The following is a 23,294-nucleotide window of genomic DNA, read 5'->3' as shown; positions in this document are numbered from 1 at the left end:
GCGGACTAAGAAAGAATTGAGAATTTGAAACCCACGGAGGTGGGTTTTGCCTGTGTAGACGCGGTTTTTAACCGCCCTTTTCACTGGCAACGAGTCAAGAATTATTCTTCACCTTTCTCCTGAAGGAGCGATCGCCAATCTTCAATCGCCTTCTCCGTCCACAACCAATTTTTACCTAGTTCATCTACCTGGAAATTTACTGGATCGGACTTGAGAACCATTTGCCGCAACTTGATCGCTTCATTCAGATATTGTGTCTGCTTACCATTAGATTGACTAAGTGCAGATTTATACAATCCAAGAGCTAAACCAGCATAGGAAGTTAAAGCATCTTGGGGTACTGTTGTCTTTGTGGATGTTGAGCCTGTGTTCTGTTCTTTGAGGGCTAAATTCAAAGCTTTGAACCAAGAATCATTGGCTCGATTTAGATTTCCTTCTGTGTAGTAGGCAAATCCCAGAGCGTTATTATACAAAAGCGATTCTGGTTTAGCTTTTGCAGCAGTTTCCCAGTAACGACGGGCATCATCGACGCTATAGTTAGCATCTCTAGTTTGGATAGACTGCCACGCTAATCGTCCCTTGTAAAAATTGACAGATGGATCGTCAGCTTGTTTATTGGGAATTAGTTTAAGGGCAGTTTCAGCCGCAGCCAGTGCGCCACGATTGAGTAGTTCTTCTACAGCTAATAACCCACCTTGCAAGTCGCCCTGACTCAATTTTCCCGTAGCGGTGGCGGTGACAATTCCAGTAGGTGCAATCTGTAAGTCAATATTTGGCTGCTTTTGATTGGGTAGAGACTGGGCGGGAATTACTGGTATTTTAGGGATTGCTTGGGGCCGATTTTGCCACCACCAATTTAAACCGATCGCAGCTGCTACACTGATTCCTACAATTCCCACAATTGGCCACAGCTTGCGGCGTCGGGTACGAGGTGTTGGTGGGGCTGGTTGCGAGCGCAAAAAATCAGCAGAATTTTGCCAATTTCCCTCAACGTTTCCAGCAACTTGAGGTGGCGGTGCTGGGGCTTCTCCCCACAAATTTGCTTCCCCTTGCAAAGAAGTCATTTCCTCGGAAACCTGCATTTGCTGAAGACTATTTTCGTCAATTTGTCGATCGACTTCAGTTGGAGGTTTTTGGTTATCTAGCTGACGAAACAAATCCGAAACTATAGCAGAATCTTCTGCATAGCTTGGGTCATCATACTCAATTTCATCAACAAGATCGCCCCAAGTATCTTCACCTAGCCAGTCCAACCCAGAATCACGCGCCAAACCAGAAGGAATCATTTCCTCCATTCCTAAAGGCATCTCGGTATCATCGCCCATAGCGGAATACATCGTGGAAGTTGTCCCTAAAGGCGAACTGTACTGATTCAGCGACTTTGCATTTTCGGATAACTCAGTTTCCTGGCTCAAGAAACCGTCAGATTCTGGCTGGAGATATAAAATTGGTAATGCCCAGTACATCTGGTGAGAACCATAGGCAGAAATTAATCCTTGGCGCACCCGACTGACGCACAAATCTACTGGATATCCCTGGCTCAAGTTGCGGTAAAACAATTGTGTAAGCGTCAACGCCACTTCATCAGGAATCCGTTCTGACATAGCCAAAACGCTTCTGATTCCGCGCTTCACCAGGCTTTCTGCGAGATTTCGTTCGCCAGTATCTCCAGAGGGATCGGACGCAGCTGTGTACGCTCCCAAGCAGGAGTTAAATACTGCCATTTGGATGTTATTGTTGACAAGCAAACCTGCCAGATCGTCGCCAGTCAAGATTTCCGTTAAGCCAGTTCTGCGACTAGCAAGATAAATTTCTCCGCCATTAGCACCTAAATTACTATGACCAGAGTAGTGGAGAACGTGGTATCTGCCTTGTTCTAGGGCTTGCGTCAGTTCTTCCCGTCCTGGTTGGTCTAACACAGTCAGTTCAATTTGTGGAAAACGATTGCTACCTTCAGCAATCCGTGGTATGCGATGAAGTTCTGCTTGCAGTTTGATAGCTTCCTGTTTCTGTAAGTCAAGACGGACTTGATCTGAAGGGGAAGCAATTACCATCAATACTTTTACACCACCTTGTTCTAGTGGCGTGGGCATATTTTGCGATCGCAAAGGGGAAGCCCCTAAAATTCCACTTTGGAAGCGAGAAAAAGCCACATAAGGGCCAGTAGCCAAAGGGCGATCGCCTGCGTGCATCACTTCCCAAGGCAGACGAGCTAATCTAGTCTCTTTTAGCCCCAAGCGCAAGCGTAGTACTTGTTGATGGTTCTGGGCAATACCTTGGGCAGTAATCCAACTATCTCTGAGAGTGCCTTGAAATAGGGCGTTATAAAATTGTTGACCTAACGCCACCAAATTAACAGAGTTTCTGGCAATATTGCTTTCGTGCCCACCAGAGGCAAATATATCTCCCTGCAACACCGACTTCAACGGGTCATTCATCAAATGCCCAGCAGCTACCAACCAATCAGCTACAGGCCAAGTCACCAGTTCTTCTGCCAATGGCACCCCAGGCGCGACTTGTTCTGTCCGCACCAAGTAATCATCTTGCCCTACAGGAGTTACCGAAATGTGGAATTCCTGGGTCACAGTTTCTCCTGTCCGCCTCCTAAATCTGGTTTGAAACGCGAAAGTTTCAAGTCGATTTTTCGCTCCTTCTGATAACTTAGATGCATCCTACCCCTGAATGTTTCTGATTCTAGTTGTTTTGCTTTTTCTGCCTTTACAACTTTATCCGGATCGGATTACTTGGGCCTAGAACACTTAATTGGTAGATGCACCTTGATCTTCAACTCCCCTAGTTGGCTAACACCCACTGGGGGTTTTTTTCAATTTTGGCAAACAACAGCAACTTTTGACGCAGATATTCTCTACCAGAAAATAGTACTTAACCCTAGAATACTTGATTAATAGATGGATGTACCTCGATCTTTCACTCCCTTAATTCGGTTAATATCCACTCTTGTTTTTTTTGACACACGACAACAATCAAGTTTCTAATAAATTTATCCGGAGCATGGTGGTTAAACCTAGAACATTTAATTGGTAGATGCACCCTGATAACTAGCTCCCCTGGTTGGCTAAAACCCACTGGGGGTTTTTTTATGAAGGAAGTAAGTACAAAACTTACGCACTAAAGGCCTGAAACCTATATCTAAATGAGCTTACGCCAGTTGATTCTCCTGTTCAAAGACGCTCTTGTTAGCAAGCTTTAAGAGTCGGGGAACCCTTTCAGTAGTTCATACTCTACGCTTTCCTACCTTGCTACCGCTACGCTAAGACCAAGGTACTGGCTCCCCTAGAAAAAGAGGGAACTCTAAAAGCCAACTTTTTCAGGGGTTTGGGGGATCTCTTGTGCATAAGTCCTAAAACAGCAATCATCCCCCACACACCCATTTTTTAAGGCAGCGCACCGATCGTGTAATTGGTAGGTCTGTCCTGATAACTAACCCCTCTGAGGTTTTTTTTCTGATAAACAAACAGTAACAACTTTAACCTCTGCTAATTTATCCGGTAGCGACCCATTTACTTTAGAAAAGATTATTGGTAGATGCACCCTGATAACTCACTCCCCTAGTTGGCTAACACCCACTGGGGGTTTTTTTCTAGTTACGTAGGCGTAGCCCATGCTATACATTGCCATCAACCCTAATTTAGTTCATTTTCTCCGGAAGATGCTGGCTGCCCCTAGAAAAGATTATTGGTAGATGCACCCTGATAACTCACTCCCCTAGTAGGTTAACACCAACTGGGGTTTTTTTATTTAAAAAAATAATTGACCTTTGTACAAATTTATCCGGAGTAGGGTGTTCAACCTGAGAACAGTTAATTGGTAGATGCACCCTGATAACTAACTCCCCTGGTCGGCTAACGCTCGCTGGGGGTTTTTTTTGGCTTAGATGCGTAGCGATCGTTAGACATCACCCTAGAATTTCCTGCCCACATAACTGCAATGCACCACAACTCATGTTGCTACTGCTGGTAGACCTTGACTATCCTCCTGTTGCCAGGATAGATCGTAACCCGCTCGCGCAATCCCTGAATCGCTTTCTTTTTATTGTGAGTTAGAGATGCCACTTAAAAATGATTGCTATGATATTTAATCATATTCTTAATTTTTTTTCTACATTTTGACCCTTAACTCTTTGTCTGCCAGCAATTATGCTGTCAACTTCACCTCATAACTTCCTGGCCAACTACATAATATTTTTCGTTAAGAGCCTTAGCCTTCCAAAAAATTGCCCTCCCTACTAGAAGCAGGGAAGGAGGAAAAAATACTAGTAGTCTGGCAAGTCAACTTTGCATGGTGGTTAGCAGAGGGGCAGAGGGGTAGAGGGGAAAGAACTTGGTATTTGCCTCTCCTCTGCTCCCCTGCTCCCCTGCTCCCCTGCTCCCCTGCCGACCTCCACCCAGCAATTTTGGGTTGGCGAACTACTAGTTAAGGGTTTCAGCCTGAAGTTGACACTAATGACCAGCTATATGGTAATATTTCATGGCATTATGCTAAAAAACTTTGCCTAAAATCAAAGAGTCGCCAACCCATGAGTTTAGCTGTAATTAAGTTCTCTTCAGAAGAGTGCGGCATTTGCCACAAAATGTCTTTTTATGACAAAAAGGTGGCACAAGAACTGGGTTTAGAATTTATCGATGTCAAAATGCAGGATACGACTGCTTACCGCAAGTATCGCAAGATTTTATTAACTCAGTATCCCGATAAATCAGAAATGGGATGGCCTACTTACATCATCTGCAATTCTCCAGAAGGGGAATTTCAGATTGTGGGTGAAGTAAAAGGAGGTCATCCCAAAGGGGAGTTTAGAAGCCGTCTTCAAGAGGTTCTGAATTCCACAGCTAATCAGAACTAATTACCTCAAAAGATTTGACCTCTAGGACAGGGCCAATCATGGCAGTAGTCATGATATCTTCACGCACCTGTCCTTTTACTTTTGCTTTTTGTCCGGCTTTGAGTAAGTCTTTGTCAGCCCCTCTGAGGATTTCGTAAGTAACGCCCTCTTCTGTAACTAACGCCCATGCGCCTGTGCCAATATCACGGCGTTCGATTGTACCTTTAAGTGTAATGCTCATAAGAGTGCTGAGTGCTGAGTGGGGGAGACGCGATTAATCGCGTCTGTACAAGAGTTAGGAGTAAAGACGCGATTGAATCGCGTCTGTAAAAGAGTAGGAGTTATAAAAATTTATTCCCCATTCTCCATTTACGCAATTTTTTCTTCATTTTTCAATGCTAAACGAGCAAGTCCATAACAGACTAGGGCATTAGCAATGAGGAAGAAGCGTGCTAAGTAACCACTTCCCAAACCCCAAACTGCTGGGTCGTAAAGCGCACTTACTGTCAAGCACGCTGCTACACCTAAAGTTGAACCAATGGCAAACCATTTCCAACTAGGATGTCCCAGCAGCAATGCCATTAACACAATGGGAATCAGTACGCTAGCAAATAGGGGATTCAACGCATCAGTTCCCTGGAGGGTATTGCCTAGTTCGGGAATTGAACTGCCCAAAACCCGGAAAGGCCATTGGGGAAGATCAAAAATATACATTCCCTTGAGGAAGAATAACCCAGAACTGCCAGCAATTAAGCCACTGGATAAAGACCAACTCCAAGTGAAGGGGAAATAAACCCGTAAGAACCAAGCCAGCAAATAGGAACCAACTACCATTAAAATCTTGGGTAACAGTGCTATTGCACCACCATCAATCCAAAAGCCGGGGTTAAGATAGCCGCTATCCCGTAACCATCGGAAAAAATCTGGAAAACTGATTTGTCCGCTAAAGGCTAGTTTGACTGCTGCTTCTGCATTGAGTTGTCCAGCGCCATAATAGTTCAAACCATCATCTTGGATAACTCGTGCCGACTGCTTGAGGACTTTTAACACTTCATCTGGTTCTTTGATGCCAGCAGCTTTGATTAATGCCGCAACACCAGCAACGTGGGGAGAAGCCATGCTTGTACCCTGGAAGCCCAGAAATACCCCTTCGCCCTTTTCATCGATAGTTTCTTGGAGAATCTTACCAGCTTCACTACCACCGGGAGCAGAGATATCTACCCCAGCACCAAAGTTAGAATAGGGCGCTCTTTCGCCATCTGGGCCAATTGCCGAAACACCGATGACGTAGGGATAGCGGGCTGGATAGCTTGCCCCATTGGCGTTTTCATTTCCGGCTGCGGCGATGATAACTACACCTTTTCTATGGGCATACTCGATCGCTTCTTTCATCAACTTGCTTTCACCGCCACCGCCTAAGCTCATATTAATCACATCTGCGCCTTTATCAGCAGCAAATTTAATCGCTTCGGCAATATCGGCGACAGTACCGCCACCATATGAACTGAGTACCTTTAGTGGCATCAGACTGGCTTCGTAGGCAATTCCAGCTACGCCATATTTGTTATTGGTGGCTTGGGCAATAGTTCCGGCAACATGGGTACCGTGACCATTATCGTCTTTGGCTTCTTCTCGGTCGTTAACAAAATCATAGCCTTTGACGAATTTTGTCTCATACAAGTCGCGCACTTTGGTAATCCCGGTGTCAATAACCGCAACTGTGATGCCGCTACCTTTGGTTTGACTCCATGCGCCTTCAATGCCGATTTTGTGCAAGTTCCACTGCTTGCTGTAATATTGGTCATTGGGGCCAGTTAATGAAGGACTTGCTTCTTCATCTTCTTGGGGGTTTAAAAATTCTCCAAGCCAAGCTGCTTTACCTGGTTGTGGAATCTTCCTGTAGATATAATTTGGTTCAATGAATTCTGTAGCTTTGGCAAACTGAGATTTTTTCAGTTCTTGGAGTCGCTGGCGATCGCCTTTGACAATATACACATTATCTTTTTTGGAAAACTTGTTGTCTAATTGGGGTGTAACGTTATATTGTTTGGCGATCGCTTGCAGATCCTGTTCCACCACAAGAGATGGAATATCTTCCCGAAAATCAAGCAAAATCGTCTCAAACTCTCCTTTAGCTGCCAATCCCTGAAAATTCAGGAAACCAAATATGGCAGATCCCAGCCCAATGACAAACAAGCACAATAATATAAGCTTTCTCATATTAACTCATCACCGCTTTTTGCCAGTTTGCTCACTACCATAACTTATCTCCATCCTTTATTGGTAGATTTTGCACTTTTAGTTACAAGTTTCACTCAAGATTCAGGACTTTTTTAAACGATGGAACGTGGTCTTTTGTGGTTGCCCCTATTAGTAATTTTTTTCTGGTTGGCTTGGCAAGGCTCGAAGGAGTATCAAAAAGTCGAAGCCTATCGCGCTTGGGCAGAGCAATTTGAACGGGCTAAGTACGATATTTATTCTGTATTAGGTCAAAAAGGCAACAATCTAACTTGGGGAAAACCCACGCCTAAAGGGCCTATTCAACTAGAAACATTCTCTTTGCTTGATGTTAAACAAATCCACCTTTTAGTAGACGACAAATCAGTAGATGTGGATAATATACCAGATAAAGGTCGTTCTATAGAGTTAGAATTTCAGTTTACCGAATCTAGTAACTCAGTGCGGGTTCCGTTTACAGAAATCCCTTTGGCAGCGGAATGGGGTAAGTTTTTGCTCTCTGTATTACAAGATTTGCGATCGCAACAAAATCAGTAGTTATTTGGGAACTCCAAAAAATAAATTATCTTTCTTTATGCACTCTACGCAACTAGTTTCCCTTGTTCCTTGGGAATAGGATGTTTTTTATTTGGAAGTTCCTTTAACCAGTTGTGTAGGGGTACGGCATTGGAAATCTTTACTTTTAGTTCATCAGTTACTTTGAGCCACAACGTAGCTGAAGCATGTATTGTCTTGATAAGTTACAAAGCGAACTAAAAGTGACTTCAAGAATAATCAGCGTTTCCAGTGGAGCGATCGTCGATGAAAACCTGTATTGTTTGGAGTATTATGTGTGCGCTCATGGGTAATGGCTGTTTGAGTGGCTGTTACTAGTCGTCATATCTGCGATCTCCAGAAGCAAATCCGTCTCCTCAAGGTGGACTATAGCAGATGATGACTTCAAATTATTAGCTTGGAGTTTCGAGTTCTCAGATCGAATGAATAGAAGTTGCGCTTACCTTGACAGGAATTAAAGTGTAGAGAAAGCTTATAAAATGAACTTAGTTGCTCAATACCAAATCTTTCCTCTCTACTTATACTCGCTGTGACGAGCCTTGGTCATCGGAAAACACAATTAAATTGTCATAAAAGTCGTAGAAGCCTGAGCCAAGAGCGTTGTGGCACTAATCCCATCCAACTTTGCTAACACTTGGTTGTCAGAACTATTTAAAATGAAGGTTTGACTTCCTTCGTTCTGTATCAACAATTGACCAAACTTAAGACCACCTGATAAGGCAAGCTTGTCTTTACCTATTTCAAAGTCAGTAATGGAGTCCGTACCCTCGCCAGAAGCCAATACAAAGGTGTCAGGATTGTAACCGCCGGTAAGCACATCGTTGCCTTTACCACCGTAAAGCCAGTCGATGCCTGCACCCCCGTAGAGTTGGTCATTGCCAACACCACCGAACAGGGTATCGTTACCGTTATCACCGTAAAGCAGGTCTTTGCCACCATTGCCATAAAGTTGGTCATTACCATCTTTTCCCCAGATGCGATCGTCTGGTTCGCCTCCCGAAAGTTTGTTATTTCCTGCATCACCGTTAATGCCAGTAGCAGGTCTAATTGTGCCGCTAATAGCAAAATTAAAGGGGCTTTCGTCACTATCGTTGTTGTTTAAACTGAAGCTACCACTATAGTCACCAGGTGTGATGGTCTTGAGTACCACCGATATGTTGGTCGAAGCATTAGCAGCCACGCTCTTCGGAAGAGTACCGACCAAACTAAATCCGTCGGGAAGTTCGAGATTACTCAGATTGAGTGCGGCTGTACCGATGTTCTGAATAGTAAAGGTTTTGGTCAGGGTATTACCAGCGCTGGTGTTGCCAAAGGAAATAGCACCAGTGCTGCCATCTGCAATCTTATATGCGCCATTGAGAACTTGAATTTCTGGAGCAGGAGCGGGTTTAACTGTGCCACTAATCGCAAAGTTAAAGGGACTTTCGTTACTATCGTTGTTGTTTAAACTGAAGCTGCCACTATATACGCCGACTGTAGTGGTATTGAGTACCACCGATATGCTGGTGGAAGCATTAACAGCCACGCTCTTCGGAAGAGTACCGACCAAACTAAATCCGTCGGGAAGTTCGAGATTACTCAGGTTGAGTGTGGCTATACCGGTGTTCTTAATAGTAAAGGTTTTTGTCAGGGTGTTACCAACAGTGGTTTCGCCAAAGTTAATTGCGGTGGTGCTTTCATCTGCAATATCAACTGTGCCATTGAGAACTTGAATTTCTGGAGTAGCGATGGTGGTTCGGGGGGCTTCGTATGCACCAACATCAATCACTGCAATGCCATTACCATCGCCATCTTGGGGAACGTTCTTAGTGACGCTATTGAGGGCATTGGAACCAGTATCAATTGCAGGACTTCCAGATTTGAGCCTAAAGTCACCATCCGCGACATTAACAAACAAGGGATCTTTACCCAAAATAAAATTAGTTCCTGCTTTGTTGTACGGATCGGTGTTGTAAATCAAATTAGAATCAGCCTTGATTCCTGTTGACGAAGAAGTGACAACATATGAAGAACCATCTTCTTTGGCGTACATCAGGTTATTCAAGACTTGTGTTGCGCTTGATTTATTGATAAAAATCTCGCCAGTACCTGCTAAGTCAGGATGTTGTGAGTTTTGGTAAGTTGTATTGTTCACCACATCGACATTAGCACTGTTATATACCTGGATACCCGCTCCACCATTCTTGTAGGATATGTTATTGGTAATTAATGTTTTCCCCTTATAAGCCTCTCCATCTAAACCTGCAACATTTCCATTATCAATCATAATGCCATGTCCTTCGGTGACTTCTCCCGCTCCAACCCAAGGAATGTAATTGTAATTGTTGTGCGTAATGTTTCCTCGAATAATATTTTTATAAATGCTTGTATTGTCATCTGAATTATAGTTTTTAAGTAACGAAATTCCTTGTGTCCCATAGAAGGAATACCACCCACATTCAGATACGACGTTATTCTCAATAGTGATATAATCTGCTTCTACTGTTGTGATTCCTCCGCCGGAAAATTTGGAGACATTATTATTTCGAAAAACAAGGTGAGTGGAATGCTGACCTGAAGAGTCGGTTGATACGTGAATGCCGTTTCCATTTGTCAGTACATTGTCTTCGTTATTATTCGAGGATTGAGCTTCCGCTAGAGTAACTCGATCGTTAGCTCCAATAAGTGTTAGACCTTCGATGACGATGTAGGAAGAGCCTGTGATATCGATAGCATTGAAATTGGCCGATTTGAGTACGGGATTGTGACCAGGATAGGCAGTGAATGTGATGGGTGCCGACTGTGTACCGTGTTTTTTATTGATACTAAGGATTGCTTTGGTAGGGTAGTTTTTCTCTTCGTAAGTACCATTCATAACGTAGACGGTATCACCTGCCTGCACGAGGTTGGCGGCTGCTTGAAGGGTGCGAAATGCTTGACCCTCTTTTAAACCATCATTTTTATCACTGCCTGTTCCAGAAACGTAGTATGTTTTGCCAGCCATAGTTTTACTCCGAATGTGTGTGTGTAAGGGAAATTGGTAGTACGCTCTCAGCAACTTTCTTCAGTTGCTAATTGAATGGGTCATTTATCTCGACTTTTCAGGGCAGTCAAATCTGTGCGATCGCGGCTTGAAATCGCATCGGTTATAGAAATGCTGTTGTAAGACTGAAAATTTTTGTCCTGTCAACCGTCGATGCTTAAACCAGGGATGTCGATACCGTCAATCGTTAGTATTTTATTGAGGGCGATTGGACGATTTGCACGCAGAGAAGGCAGCGCAATATCTGCTATATTCGATAGGATGATTGCAAATTCGCATAGTAATCCCTCGAAACTTTAGCCGTTGTCTTAAGTCAGAAGGTTGCCAAATCGGCATGATAAAATTCACCCCTGACTGATAATTAGGGACTTAAAGTTACAGTGGTCAAAGTTGAATTGGTTGAAACTTTAGTAAGTTGACCTCTTAACTTGAGGGAACTAATGTAACAACTTAGTTGAACCTGTTGTAATCGGTGTAACTGAGCCTTGTGAACTTAGTTAAAAGTAACCTTTACAAATAGTGATTGATATCAGTAAATACCCAGAACTTGGTTCGTTTTTTTACAAAAAAAGCGAAAAAACTATGGAGCGTCGTGCTGGAGTCCTGTTAATTTCCAGAGTGATATGGGTATGGAGAGCGCTTTGTGCGAGGATTTGATGAAGTTTATCTCAATGTTTTTTGGAAGCGATGTCTTCTTTATGAGACGCTACGCGTAGCTTGCTTCCTTGTAGGGGTAGCCCGCTCTACAAGGAAGCAAGCACAATCTCGCCAGTAAGTAGATTGTTTTCAGGAGGCAGAAGATAAGCTGTTAAGCATTTAATTTGCACATTGAGATCGCAGGGGGCAGGGGGCAGGGGAGAGGGTTTGCAGCTTTTATTACCATGAGAATGGTGCAATTTAAATGACGATTAGCTTAGAAGGGAAGAGGGTGTTAGGGACTTCCAGAAATTAAATTATTCAATTTTGGGAACGACTATTAATCGTTAGATTCTTCCTCCCCTGCAACGCCAGCTCGCCAAAGCGATGGGATATTTTTTTAGTTGGAAGTCCCTTAACCTAGTTCATCAATCTTTGAGATAGTTTGGTTTGATTGCCCCAACTTACTTAATCTTCATAACTATGAACGCTGAAATAAACTCCAGAATACCTGTTGCTTTAACCATTGCTGGTTCCGATAGCGGTGGCGGTGCAGGAATTCAAGCTGATTTACGTACCTTTGCTTTTCACTGTGTCCACGGTACTAGCGCTATAACCTGCGTCACGGCACAAAACACTTTAGAAGTGAAAAGAGTCGATGCCATGCCAACAGAGGCTGTTGTGGCGCAAATTCAGGCAGTAGTTGAGGATATTGGCGTGCAAGCTGCCAAAACGGGAATGTTGCTCAATCAGGAAATTATCTTTGCTGTTGCCCAGCAGGTGGAAACTTTACAAATCGATAATCTAGTAGTCGATCCAGTAATGGTGTCACGTACGGGCGCACAATTGATTGATGATGATGCTGTGAAGACTCTATGCCATGCCCTTATTCCCAAGGCGGTTATAATTACGCCGAATCGCTACGAAGCCCAGATTTTAAGCGGTTTACAAATTAATTCCTTGGAGGATATGCAAGCCGCTGCTGAAATTATTCACAAGACTTTACGGACTAAAGCTGTTTTAGTCAAGGGCGGAGGTATGCAGGGAGATTTGCGTGGCGTTGATATCTGGTTTGATGGGGACAAGTTGGAAATTTTGACTTGCCAGCAAATAGAGACAAAAAATACCCACGGTACTGGTTGTACACTTTCGGCTGCGATCGCTGCTAATCTGGCTAAGGGAAAAGATTTGTGGCAGGCAGTGCAAGAGGCAAAGGAGTATGTAACTACTGCGCTCACTTACGCCCTAGATATTGGCGAAGGGCAAGGTCCTGTAGGACATTTCTTCCCATTGTTACGAAATTAACCTCATGGTCAGTTATTCAAGGGGGCTGGGGAAGAAATATGCCCAGTAGGGGCGGTGTTTTAACCTTCTTTAAGATTGAAGAAATCTGCCCACAAGAAGCGGGGTTTCAGCCCAATCCCCAATCCTTAATCCCCAATTCCTAATCCTTAATAAGAAATCTTTGCCCTTTCGGCATTTTTCTATTATTCTTGGGCATAGTTTCAGGGCTGACTATCTCTGTTAGCATCTCTGTACGACCTACTTACCTTGATTTTTAATACCAAGCCCCCGATGCGAACAACCATAGGTTCTGTTCACAGGAATTCGCCAACACCGACTACTCAAGCCTACCCTCCCTCTGTACCACTATCTGTATACAGGGAATTGTCAACAGAGTTGCAAGCAGCACAGGTGAAGCTACATGCACTTACCACCCAAAATCAGCAACTAGCACAAGAAAATCAACTGCTACGCCAAGAAATTAACAGAGTCGTTGAGTCTTTTTCTCACTTGCAAAATTTTGTGGGTTCCCATTCTACACCTAGTTATCACAAAGCTACCCAAGCTTCTGGCGACGTTAAAAGTGCCGCCAAACAGCCAGTAACCCAAGCGCGTCCGCGTCAGCAGGTTTCTCGCCATCCATCTGTTGCCCCCAAAGCCCCGCCCCAAAAAAGCCGCCACCAAGACTTTTCTACACCTGTAATGGAAATGAATTTCCCGATACCAGAACCAATTTTTATAGAAGAGCAACAAGTAAGTTATTATTCCACTACTGAGCCAGATGCCAAGGGACTTAATGGTTGGTGGTTAATTATCACCATCTTGTTAATCATGCTTACTGCCTTTAGTGCTGGATATTTTATTGTGCGTCCCTTGTTTGAACATCAGAAACGCTAGTTGACACTCCCACAGTCAGCAGCAGCTTTGCAGGCTACTGAGCAATTTCTCTGCAATGACTCTCTAAATATCTGAGCATCTCTGCTAAATGGCGGAGTTAATCTATTTTTAGGTTATAAAAGCTACATAAAATGCTAACTTGACAGTAACTTGTTTATCTTAGAACCTCAAAGATTATCTAATTAATAAATCCTTGCTGGTTCTCATATCCCAAACCCTCAAGCAAAGCATCTACACTTCAAAAAAGTGGTAATTATTACATATGTTTTAGGAAAAGCACTGCTAGTTACAGCTTCAGACAGCGGATCTGGTTAGATATATAAACGAAGCTAGTAGAAATCAGGAATCAAGAAGATGAAAAAAGTAGAAGCTATTATCCGCCCATTTAAGCTAGATGAAGTGAAAATTGCCTTGGTTAATGCTGGTATTGTTGGCATGACCGTTTCTGAAGTCCGGGGGTTCGGACGGCAGAAGGGTCAAACTGAACGGTATCGTGGTTCTGAATACACCGTTGAGTTTCTGCAAAAACTCAAAGTGGAAATTGTAGTTGACGACAATCAGGTTGATATGGTAGTAGACAAAATTATTGCCGCTGCCCGCACTGGTGAAATCGGCGATGGGAAAATTTTCATCTCGCCTGTTGAGCAAGTGATTCGGATTCGTACCGGCGAAAAGAACACAGAAGCAGTTTAAAAAAGTTATGAGTTAAGAGTTAAAAGTTATGAGTTGTGAGTCAGGACTAATGAATGAAGATTTAGCAGAATTCATAAATCCTAACTCTTGTACAGACGCGATTAATGAGCCAGCGCGTTGCGGTGAGGGGGTCGCAGTCTTGGCGGTTCCCGTCGATTGCGAACCCCCGAACCCGAAGGGGGGTTCCCCCCGTTGTAGCGACTGGCGTCGCGTCTCTCCTAACTCTTAACTCTCTCTAGTTGCGGAAGTAAAGCTGTAAAAGCCTTGCCTCGATGGCTAATTGACCTCTTCAACTCCCGTGTCATCTCAGCAAAGGTCAATTGCAACTCTTGCACATAAAAAATAGGGTCGTAGCCGAAACCACCATCACCACGCGGTGTATGGAGAATTTCACCGCGACAAATACCTTCAGATTGTAATGCGATCGCACCATCAGGACGAGCGATCGCTACTGCACAAACAAATTGAGCTTGCCGATTTACCTCATCTCCTAATTCCCTCAATAGCCTAGCAATGCGTTCTGAGTCGGTTTTCGCGTAACGTGCAGAATACACCCCTGGTGCGCCATTTAGGGCATCTACTTGCAAGCCAGAATCATCAGCAATTGCCCAGTTCCCTGTGGCTTTAGCGATTTGTGATGCTTTCAAACAAGCGTTAGCAGCAAAAGTTTCGCCTGTCTCTTCAATTTCCAATTCTTCCGGTTTGAGGGTTAATTCCCAACCAGAATTTTCTAGGTAAGCTTGCATTTCCTGCAACTTACCAGGATTTCCTGTGGCTACTACAAGTAATTTAGTCATTGGTAAGTAAGTCATTGGTAATTAGTCATTGGTCATTTACCAAGGACAAAGGACTAATGACTAATGACTAATAATTAATTTTACTCCGCCCACTGTTTCGCCCAAGCAAGAGTTTGATGGACTTGCTCAATTGTCGCGGCTTCGCAGTAGAGGCGTAAAACTGGCTCAGTCCCGCTAAACCGAATCATTAACCAGCTTTTATCAGCTAGGCGATACTTGTAGCCGTCAATTGTTTGGCAATCAATTACTGCTTTCCCTACAATTTCCGTTAAAGGTTGGGTTTGCAGTTGTTGCAAAAGACGCGATCGCACTTCCATATTTGCTAAGGGTAAATCAATGCGATCGTATGCTGAGGTAAACCCTGTTTGTTTCTGCAAGTAGCGATAATACTCACCTAAATCCAAACCAGATTCTACAATCGCCTCTAGGACGTATAAAGCTGACAGCAGGGCATCGCGTTCGGGAATATGGCTGCCATAGCCAATTCCGCCTGACTCTTCGCCACCCAGCAACACTTTGGCTGCTAACATTCTGTCAGCGATGTATTTATAACCAACTGCCGTCTCAAATACTGACAGGTTATGTAGTGCTGCCACAAGGGGCATCAAGTCGGAACCACTAACCGTTTTGACTATTTCACCACTAAAGCCGCGCCGCAGGGTTAAGTGGTCGATTAATATCGGGATTAAGGCTTGGGAACTTAGGAAGTTGGCTTCTCCATCTACTGCTGCAATGCGATCGCAGTCTCCATCAAATACCAACCCCACTGTTAAACCTGATTTATCGGTTTCTCGGTGAGTCTTGATGACTTCAAATAGCTTTGAAAGGTATTTAGGCAAGGGTTCCGGCGCACCGCCACCAAATAGGGGATCGCGATCGCTATTGATTTCTTTAACCTGATTGCCTAGTAGTTTCGCCAATCCGCCAGCCGCAGCGCCATGCATGACATCGGCAAATAACGTTAATTTACCAGATGCGATCGCTTCTCGAAGTTTGGCGATATCAACTTTACGTTCTAGCGCTTGGGTATAACTAGGCCAAGGATCGAATTTCTCTTGCTTGCCTGGGGTAGCTGCTAGAGGTACTCCCACCGCCAACTGATCTTCTATCTCTTTGGTGACTTCTGGCGGTACCGATCCACCAAAATAACCCTTGACTTTTAAACCCAAATATTTACCAGGATTATGGCTGGCTGTAATTACCAGTGCCCCTAAAGCATTAAGTTCTTTTGCCGCCCAACTATAAGCTGGGGTTGGGGCATAGCTCTCGCTCAGTAGCACATCAAATCCCACAGCACTGACAGTATCGGCAACAGCACGAGCAAAGTCTTCAGCCATGAATCGGCGATCGTAACCGACAATTATTGTCCGGCTACCTACCGTAGAAAAATACGTATCATATAATACTTTTGCGGCAACTGGCGCGACCAGGGCTAGGCGTTCAAAGGTGAACTCATCACCAATAATGCCCCGCCAGCCGTCTGTACCAAACTTGATTGAGTTAGTTACAACTGGCATCTAAGTATCCTAACTGTCTACTTGAGGATTCTAGCATTTCTACAGTGTACAGAGTAAAAAAAGAATCTAGTAAAAATATGTACTAATAATATTCGGCTGTTTCAACACAAAAATGAGCGAATTTGTGAAATGGAGTGCGTAGACGCGCAGTGATTTGTCTTCAGACAGCGCCTTTTGGCTCACAAATCTGCCTTTGTAGACTTTTCATATAGTACGCAGGCTTGTTTATCTAGGGGCGAATTCTAATCGCTAAATATTCAAGTATTATCCAGATTTGAATGCATTAGCTGCTCTACCTCGGCAGCTTTTTCGCTTAAATCAAGCTTTCTGTAGATTTGCAGACTTTCTGTTAAAAACTGGGTAGCAGTTACCTTAGTACCTGATTGATGATGTTGGGAGCGGTTCAGGTATATTTCGCCCAAGAGTTTACGAGATGAAGCTTCTAGTTCCCGGCGATTGTACTCCTGAAAAACTTGGAGGGATTCTTGGGCTAGTTCTTCGGCTCGGTCAAGATTTTTTAAGATGCTGACTTCCTGATAAACACGGGCGATATCAAGAGCTTCATCTGCTCGATTTACTGTCTGCCCCAATTCGGCAAGATATGTCAAGCCAGTATTATAATATTCTTCAAATTGGGTAATTTGTTCTTGGAGTGACGAGTCATCAAAAGACAACAGGCGTAAGCGTTCTGACCAGATTAAGCTCAAGATAATGTAGTCGTAAGCAAGATTTTCTTTATAGTCTCCTGTGGTATTGATTTGGATTGCTTGACAGATATTTTGTTCAGCTTGCGTCAGTAATTCAAAAGCTACTGCTCTATCTGAGGTATTTTTTGCTAACAAGCATTGACTGTTACCAAGTTGCCTATAACGTTGAGCTACACTCTCATCATGACCTAAGTGCTGATGAAGATTTCGACTTTGCTGGTAATATTCAATCGCCTTCGTGTAATCCTTTAAATTGCGGTAGCAACTAGCGATCCAAGATAGTTGATTAGCTACATTCTCCTCTAGACCCAATTGCTCATAAAGGTCATGGCTTTGTTGGTGGTAGGTGATCGCTTGTTCATATTTACCCCAAGATTGATAGATTCGACCTAATTGACGGTAAGTTACAGCTATCAATGATGTATCATTTAATCTCTGGCGTATGATCAAACATTGCTGCTGACACTCTAATGCCTGTTTATATTTGCCCCATTCTCGATAGCAAGTAGCTAGCCAAGACGACAAGTTAGCCACATCCTTCTCTTTGCCCAATTGCTCATAGAAGTCACGGCTTTGTTGGAAGTAAGCGATCGCTTCTTCATACTTACCCCAAGCTTGATAGATTTGACCTAATTGACGGTAAGTTACAGCTATCAATGATGTGTCATTTAATGACTGGCGTATGAGTAAACAATGCTGCTGACACTCTAATGCCTGTTCATATTTGCCCCAGTCGCTATAACAATCAGCCAGCCAATACCACTGGTTAGCGACATTCTCCTCTAGACTTAATTGCTCATAGATGTCACGGCTTTGTTGGTGGTAGGCGATCGCTTCTTCATATTTGCCCCATGCTTGATATATACGTCCTAGCTGATAATGAGCAAGAGCTATTCCGGTTTGGTCATCTAACTGCTGGCAAATTGCCAAATCCTTTTGCTCACACTCTACGGCTTGGTGATATTTACCCCAATCATGATAGCAATCAGCTAGCCGACACCACTGGTTAGCTATATCTTTGTCTTGATCTAATTGCTCGTAAAGGTCACGGCTTTGTTGAAAGTAGGCGATCGCTTCTTCGTATTTGCCCCAAGCTTGATAGATTTGACCTAATTGATGGTAAGTTACAGCCATCAATGATGTGTCATTTAATGTGTGGCGTATGATCAAACATTGCTGCTGAAACTCTAATGCCTGTTTATATTTGCCCCAATTAGCATTAGAAGCAGCTAGGCAGTACCACAAGTTAGCCACATCCTTCTCTTTGCCTAATTGCTCATAGAGGTTACGGCTTTCTTGGAAATAGGCGATTGCTTGTTCGTATTTTCCCCAACTTTGATGAATCCAGCCTAGTTGAAAGTAGTCCCTAGCTATACCTGTTTCATCTTCTAACTTTTGACGTTTTGCCAGACACTTTTGCTGAAACTCAAGTGCTTGCTCATATTTACCCCATTCCCCATAACAACCTGCTAAGTTGTACCACAGGTCAGCTACATCCTTCTCTTTACCTAATTGCTCATAGAGGTCACGGCTTTGTTGATAGTGGGCGATCGCTTGTTCATATTTACCCCATGCTTGATATATACGTCCTAGCTGATAATGAGCAAGAGCTATTCTGGTTTGATCATCTAACTGCTGACGAATTGCCAAATCTTTTTGTTCACACTCTACGGCTTGGTGATATTTACCCCAATCACGATAGCAATCAGCTAGCCGATACCACTGGTTAGCTATATCTTTCTCTTTACTTAATTGCTCATAGAGGTCACGGCTTTGTTGATAGTGGGCGATCGCTTGTTCATATTTACCCCATGCTTGATATATACGTCCTAGCTGATAATGAGCAAGAGCTATTCTGGTTTGATCATCTAACTGCTGACGAATTGCCAAATCTTTTTGTTCACACTCTACGGCTTGGTGATATTTACCCCAATCACGATAGCAATCAGCTAGCCGATACCACTGGTTAGCTATATCTTTCTCTTTACCCAATTGCTCATAGAGGTCACGGCTTTGTTGGTAGTGAGCGATCGCTTGTTCATACTTACCCCATGTTTGATATATACGTCCTAGCTGATAATGAGCAAGAGCTATTCCGGTTTGGTCATCTAACTGCTGGCAAATTGCCAAATCCTTTTGCTCACACTCTACGGCTTGGTGATATTTACCCCAATCACGATAGCAATCAGCTAACCAATACCACTGGTTAGCTATATCTTTCTCTTTACCTAATTGCTCATAGAGGTCACGGCTTTGTTGATAGTGGGCGATCGCTTGTTCATATTTACCCCACTCTTGATAGATGCGACCTAGCTGATAGTATCCTAAAGCTACATCTGATTGGTTTTCTAACTTCTGCCGTTTTGCTATATACTGTTGCTGAAATTCAACCGCCTGTTCATATTTACCCCATTCTCGGTAGCATCCAGCCAAGTTGTACCATTGGTTTGCTACATTCTTCTCTAAACCTAATTGCTCATAGAGATCACGGCTTTGTTGGTGGTGGGCGATCGCTTGTTCGTACTTGCCCCAACTTTGATAGATGCGACCTAGCTGATAGTATCCTAAAGCTACATCTGATTGGTTTTCTAACTTCTGCCGTTTTGCTAGACACTGTTGCTGAAATTCAACCGCCTGTTCATATTTACCCCATTCTCGATAGCAATTACCTAACCAATACAATTGGTTTGCTACATTCTTATCTAAACTCAATTGCTCATAGAGATCACGGCTTTGTTGGTAGTGGGCGATCGCTTGTTCATATTTGCCCCAAGCTTGATAAATTCGACCTAGTTCAAAGTAGGCACTAGCTATACCTGCTTGGTCTTCTAAGCGTTGACGTTGTACCAAGCACTTTTCCTGACACTCAAGTGCTTGTTCATACTTACCCCATTCTCGATAGCAACTAGCTAGCCAGTACCACATAGTTGCTACAATCTCCTCTTTACCCAATTGCTCATAGAGATCACGGCTTTGTTGGTAGTGGGCGATCGCTTCTTCGTAGTTACCCCAGTTTTGATAAGTTTTACCTATATTCCACAAATCACTTGCTTCATCTTCAGACTTGCGAAACTCTCTGTCTATAGCTAACGCCTGCTGGAAGCATTCTAGTGATTGCTCGTATTTGGTGTGTAAGCGATGACAAATACCTCGATTTCTCCAAAACAGTAGAAAAGCTGATGGATGAATATATAAGGCTAGTTTCTCAAAGCATTCTTGATAATAGTCAATTGCTTTATCAAATTTCTCTTGTTCCTGATAACAAATTGCAATTGACCAAGCTATATAAGCACTATGCCTAACATTCGGCTGAACATTTATTTCTTCTAGAAGCTCAACAGCTTGTGTATATTTATCTGTACGAATATAAGATATTGCTGTGAGAAAAGTTAATGCTCCTTGAACGTCTTCATTGCCACTATGATTATGCCGAATATTTTCTAAAGCAGGTGTCATTTCTTCACCTAATTCTTTAACCAACTCTCTAAGACGACAAAATATAGTAGGCTCTAGCTGATTAACAATATCAATGGCACAATTAACTAATCCTGACCCTGATTCACCACAAGCAATATAAAGAATAGCTGTCTGTGCTTTTACCCGTATCTCTTCAGTAAGCATGGAGTCATTAGCGAATTCTTTCAGCCGTGCCAGAACTTCACCTTTCTGGTTAAAAAGTTCAATTTGGCGTAACAGCCTTAACAGTTGTTTAGTTGTATCATCCTCAAAGTATATATCCAAACCAAGATAGGTAATAACCAATTTTTTAATTAGCTTTCTACGAAGACTGCTATTAACTTCAACTTGAGTTAAAACCTCCCCAGCAAATAATAAATCTTTCAACCGTAATTCTGACTGGTTACAGTTAGTAGTTGATTCCTCTTGGAAATCTGACCAGATGATAATCGCATCCTGCGAAGATGCATTTTTTATTTTTAACTTCCCACCTTGAATTGCAGGTTCATAAGCCTCAAGATTACTGAAAAGCTGCTCAACTAGCTTATTAACCTGTTTAGGAGAATAAATTCCGTAATAGCCTAAAGCCAGTAGAATCGGCTCATTCCAACGCGGCTCATGCAAATGTTTATGGATGATTTCTAAAATATCCCTTACTTCATTGTCAGCGATATAACGTGCAGCAAAATACTCCTCAAACGTCAGGTGCATAAAACCGTAGACTCCAGGCGCACGTTCCACAAATAGACCTGTGGTTTCCCGCACTTTTCGTAAAAACTCCTGCACGGCTTGCCGCACTGAATCTGATTCTAGGTCAGTATCATTTAGTTCTGCTAGCTTTACTGCTAACTCTTGTTCAACTTCTGCCTCAGTGACTAAACCAGAGGGCTTCTCCTCATGCATCCAGTAAGCCAGTGGTGCTAAAAATGCCACTACTTCATTTTGGTTCAGCAGCACTTTCGGAGTATCTGGCAACTTTTTACCTAGCTGCCAATCTTCCGTCAAGGTTTGCACTGCCAATTCATAAAGTTTCACCCGACGGTTAGGTAGGCGTTCACCATTGCGGTGAATCAATGCCAAAATTGTCAACAGTAGAGGGTTCGCTGTCAAGCGCTTTACACCCTCATTGTCTTTAATTGCCTCTAAAATCTTCCTTGCTTGGTCATCTCCTGCTCTTTGCCATTGCGCCTCACTAGCTTCTGGCTGCTGCGCTCGTTCTATCGCCAAACACCAGCGTTCCAGGAATTTTTCTACCTGTTCGCTACCCATATCTTCAATAGTGAACTCAGCAAAACGGCTGCTCAGTTTCACATCGCGGTAGCCAGCTATGCGGCTGGTAATGACAAACTTATTAGCAGAGAAAGCATTGACAAACTGATCAATTCTTTCCACAATCAGCCTGCGGCTTTCTTGTTCAAATACCTCATCCAGCCCATCCAGCAGCATTAAGCACTGCCCTTGACGCATTTTTTCTAATAGTAGGGTCGCCATCTCAGTTCCCGCTTCAGCTTCATCTTGAAAGTAAGCTTCCCACTGGCGGTAGAATTGGCGCAGATACTCCAGCAGTCTTAACTCTGGTTCTTGTTGCAGTCGTTCTGCATAATCGGCAATACGAAAGAAAATTGGCAATAGAGCATTACCCAATTCTTCTTGGGGTTCGCCACCTATTACTATTTCATTGCCATCACGTTTTGCTGTGGCAAAATGTAGCGCTAGATAACGCAGTAGCGTTGTCTTTCCCGCACCTGGAGCGCCGAGAATTACGCAGTATTGATTCTCCCGCACTGCATGGGATAAATCAATTCTTTGTGTTACCGTTTTGGTGCTAGTAGTGGGTATTGAACTTCTTAAAACTGGTTCGTAATAGGAAGGTTCGTCTAAATCGTAGAGGCTAGATATGCTCATGCTAAACCCATGTTCAGCTTTGCGAAATGTAGTCATCTCTAGGTCTAGTTTCGAGGTTTCTGTAATTTGCTGTCGCCTTACTGCTTGTAGTGACACATAAATTTGATCCAGAAAAATATCTACTTGGCGCTGGACTTGCATCACGCCGCTGATTTTGAGATAGGAATTCTCAGCTATCAACCACTCCAGATAAGGATAAAACAGGGGATTTACAGGTGGACGTGCCTCAAATTTCACTAACTTACCCCGCCAATCCCAGAAATCAGGCGCACGGTTACGAAATTCTTCTAAAAATTCCTCTTTATTTAACCAAAAAATTATAACTAATTCCCGACCAAATAGCGAATCTCTCCCTAAATTCAACTGCTTCATCTCTTGCTTCAGGCGGGATTTCGGCAGTTGGTCAATTCCAAATGCCATTATCAATTTGCGTTTAGTTTGAGAATTATGCTGCCCAGTTTCATCTAAAGTGTAGAGAAAGTTATAAAGTGAGTTATCACTGTAAAAGAAGTTTTGAGGTTTATTAAAAGTACGATCGTTATCTGATAAAAGTAACTTTATTTCCTCAACTACCGGATGTTGTGGCCCACTCTCCGGTGCAATAGCAAAAATTGTCGTTGTTCCACTAGATAATTCTAAGAAACTAACTAATTTATTTAGCTCTGTTGCGTCATTTGCACTTAGAGAATAAGTGTTATCTTCGTTAGAAGGCATTTTTTTGATGAATAATTGCTGATTGGGAGAGAA

At 43.2% G+C, this 23,294-nt stretch carries 13 protein-coding genes; 6 read left to right on the top strand and 7 right to left on the bottom strand.

All coding sequences use genetic code 11. From position 1 onward, the window contains the following. Positions 1 to 101: 101 nt before the first annotated feature. The gene (hetF, locus tag V7L01_RS32610) at positions 102 to 2,585 is read right to left on the bottom strand and encodes a cell division protein HetF (protein ID WP_335042388.1); all 2,484 of its coding nucleotides are present in this window, start codon (positions 2,583 to 2,585) and stop codon (positions 102 to 104) included. A 1,952-nt stretch (positions 2,586 to 4,537) separates the two neighbouring features. Here hetF and V7L01_RS32605 point away from each other — a divergent pair. Further along, on the top strand, positions 4,538 to 4,861 hold the full coding sequence (locus tag V7L01_RS32605) for a thioredoxin family protein (RefSeq protein ID WP_335042386.1): 324 nt from the start codon (positions 4,538 to 4,540) through the stop codon (positions 4,859 to 4,861). On the opposite strand, the gene V7L01_RS32600 is transcribed toward V7L01_RS32605, so the two are convergent. Together V7L01_RS32600 and V7L01_RS32595 are read right to left on the bottom strand one after the other, a co-directional pair. After that, positions 4,848 to 5,081 carry a hypothetical protein gene (locus V7L01_RS32600; protein WP_334689528.1) on the bottom strand — a complete coding sequence of 78 codons (234 nt, stop codon included), beginning with the start codon at positions 5,079 to 5,081 and terminating at the stop codon, positions 4,848 to 4,850. The two genes, V7L01_RS32605 and V7L01_RS32600, sit on opposite strands and share 14 nt — an antisense overlap. 128 nt (positions 5,082 to 5,209) lie before the next feature. Further along, the gene (locus V7L01_RS32595) at positions 5,210 to 7,060 is read right to left on the bottom strand and encodes a S8 family peptidase (protein WP_335042383.1); all 1,851 of its coding nucleotides are present in this window, start codon (positions 7,058 to 7,060) and stop codon (positions 5,210 to 5,212) included. A gap of 120 nt (positions 7,061 to 7,180) precedes the next feature. Here V7L01_RS32595 and V7L01_RS32590 point away from each other — a divergent pair, with 120 nt between their 5' ends. Next, complete coding sequence (locus V7L01_RS32590) at positions 7,181 to 7,615, top strand: hypothetical protein (RefSeq protein ID WP_335042381.1); 435 nt, start codon at positions 7,181 to 7,183, stop codon at positions 7,613 to 7,615. Positions 7,616 to 8,192: 577 nt separating this feature from the next. Here V7L01_RS32590 and V7L01_RS32585 read toward each other — a convergent pair. Next, on the bottom strand, positions 8,193 to 10,616 hold the full coding sequence (locus V7L01_RS32585; RefSeq protein ID WP_335042379.1) for a choice-of-anchor D domain-containing protein: 2,424 nt from the start codon (positions 10,614 to 10,616) through the stop codon (positions 8,193 to 8,195). A 1,158-nt stretch (positions 10,617 to 11,774) separates the two neighbouring features. Between V7L01_RS32585 and thiD the strand changes: the two genes are divergently transcribed. From thiD to V7L01_RS32565, 4 genes are all read left to right on the top strand, one after another. Continuing rightward, entirely contained in the window at positions 11,775 to 12,596 is an 822-nt protein-coding gene (gene thiD, locus V7L01_RS32580) for a bifunctional hydroxymethylpyrimidine kinase/phosphomethylpyrimidine kinase (protein ID WP_335042377.1), read from the top strand. A 270-nt stretch (positions 12,597 to 12,866) separates the two neighbouring features. Next, positions 12,867 to 13,472, top strand: coding sequence for a hypothetical protein (locus tag V7L01_RS32575; protein WP_335042375.1), 606 nt, complete (start codon positions 12,867 to 12,869; stop codon positions 13,470 to 13,472). 354 nt (positions 13,473 to 13,826) lie between these two features. Continuing rightward, positions 13,827 to 14,165, top strand: coding sequence for a P-II family nitrogen regulator (locus tag V7L01_RS32570; RefSeq protein ID WP_012410794.1), 339 nt, complete (start codon positions 13,827 to 13,829; stop codon positions 14,163 to 14,165). A 49-nt stretch (positions 14,166 to 14,214) separates the two neighbouring features. Beyond that, the gene (locus tag V7L01_RS32565) at positions 14,215 to 14,394 is read left to right on the top strand and encodes a hypothetical protein (protein ID WP_335042373.1); all 180 of its coding nucleotides are present in this window, start codon (positions 14,215 to 14,217) and stop codon (positions 14,392 to 14,394) included. Here the strand turns inward: V7L01_RS32565 and rdgB are convergent. The 3 genes from rdgB to V7L01_RS32550 all read right to left on the bottom strand — a co-directional run bounded on the left by rdgB (position 14,384) and on the right by V7L01_RS32550 (position 23,261). Beyond that, a complete protein-coding gene (gene rdgB, locus V7L01_RS32560) occupies positions 14,384 to 14,962 on the bottom strand; it encodes an RdgB/HAM1 family non-canonical purine NTP pyrophosphatase (RefSeq protein ID WP_335042474.1) in 579 nt (192 codons plus the stop codon). The genes V7L01_RS32565 and rdgB overlap by 11 nt on opposite strands. 80 nt (positions 14,963 to 15,042) lie before the next feature. Continuing rightward, positions 15,043 to 16,479: a phosphoglucomutase/phosphomannomutase family protein gene (locus V7L01_RS32555; protein WP_335042371.1), complete on the bottom strand. Its 1,437-nt coding sequence runs from the start codon at positions 16,477 to 16,479 to the stop codon at positions 15,043 to 15,045. A 257-nt stretch (positions 16,480 to 16,736) separates the two neighbouring features. Beyond that, positions 16,737 to 23,261 (bottom strand): tetratricopeptide repeat protein, encoded by a 6,525-nt coding sequence (locus V7L01_RS32550; RefSeq protein WP_335042369.1) that lies wholly within the window; start codon positions 23,259 to 23,261, stop codon positions 16,737 to 16,739. Between the last annotated feature and the right edge of the window lie 33 nt (positions 23,262 to 23,294).

Source organism: Nostoc sp. (genome assembly GCF_036917095.1).
Lineage (GTDB): Bacteria > Cyanobacteriota > Cyanobacteriia > Cyanobacteriales > Nostocaceae > Nostoc.
Note: the sequence above shows the minus strand (reverse complement) of the source record. Positions and strands in the feature narration are given on the sequence as shown.

Coding starts and splice junctions, on each gene's coding strand:
- V7L01_RS32605 (WP_335042386.1), top strand. CDS start 4,538: ATGAGTTTAGCTGTAATTAAGTTCTCTTCAGAAGAGTGCGGCATTTGC.
- V7L01_RS32595 (WP_335042383.1), bottom strand. CDS start 7,060: ATGAGAAAGCTTATATTATTGTGCTTGTTTGTCATTGGGCTGGGATCT.
- V7L01_RS32550 (WP_335042369.1), bottom strand. CDS start 23,261: ATGCCTTCTAACGAAGATAACACTTATTCTCTAAGTGCAAATGACGCA.
- rdgB (WP_335042474.1), bottom strand. CDS start 14,962: ATGACTAAATTACTTGTAGTAGCCACAGGAAATCCTGGTAAGTTGCAG.
- V7L01_RS32585 (WP_335042379.1), bottom strand. CDS start 10,616: ATGGCTGGCAAAACATACTACGTTTCTGGAACAGGCAGTGATAAAAAT.
- V7L01_RS32565 (WP_335042373.1), top strand. CDS start 14,215: ATGAATGAAGATTTAGCAGAATTCATAAATCCTAACTCTTGTACAGAC.
- V7L01_RS32600 (WP_334689528.1), bottom strand. CDS start 5,081: ATGAGCATTACACTTAAAGGTACAATCGAACGCCGTGATATTGGCACA.
- thiD (WP_335042377.1), top strand. CDS start 11,775: ATGAACGCTGAAATAAACTCCAGAATACCTGTTGCTTTAACCATTGCT.
- V7L01_RS32570 (WP_012410794.1), top strand. CDS start 13,827: ATGAAAAAAGTAGAAGCTATTATCCGCCCATTTAAGCTAGATGAAGTG.
- V7L01_RS32575 (WP_335042375.1), top strand. CDS start 12,867: ATGCGAACAACCATAGGTTCTGTTCACAGGAATTCGCCAACACCGACT.
- V7L01_RS32555 (WP_335042371.1), bottom strand. CDS start 16,479: ATGCCAGTTGTAACTAACTCAATCAAGTTTGGTACAGACGGCTGGCGG.
- V7L01_RS32590 (WP_335042381.1), top strand. CDS start 7,181: ATGGAACGTGGTCTTTTGTGGTTGCCCCTATTAGTAATTTTTTTCTGG.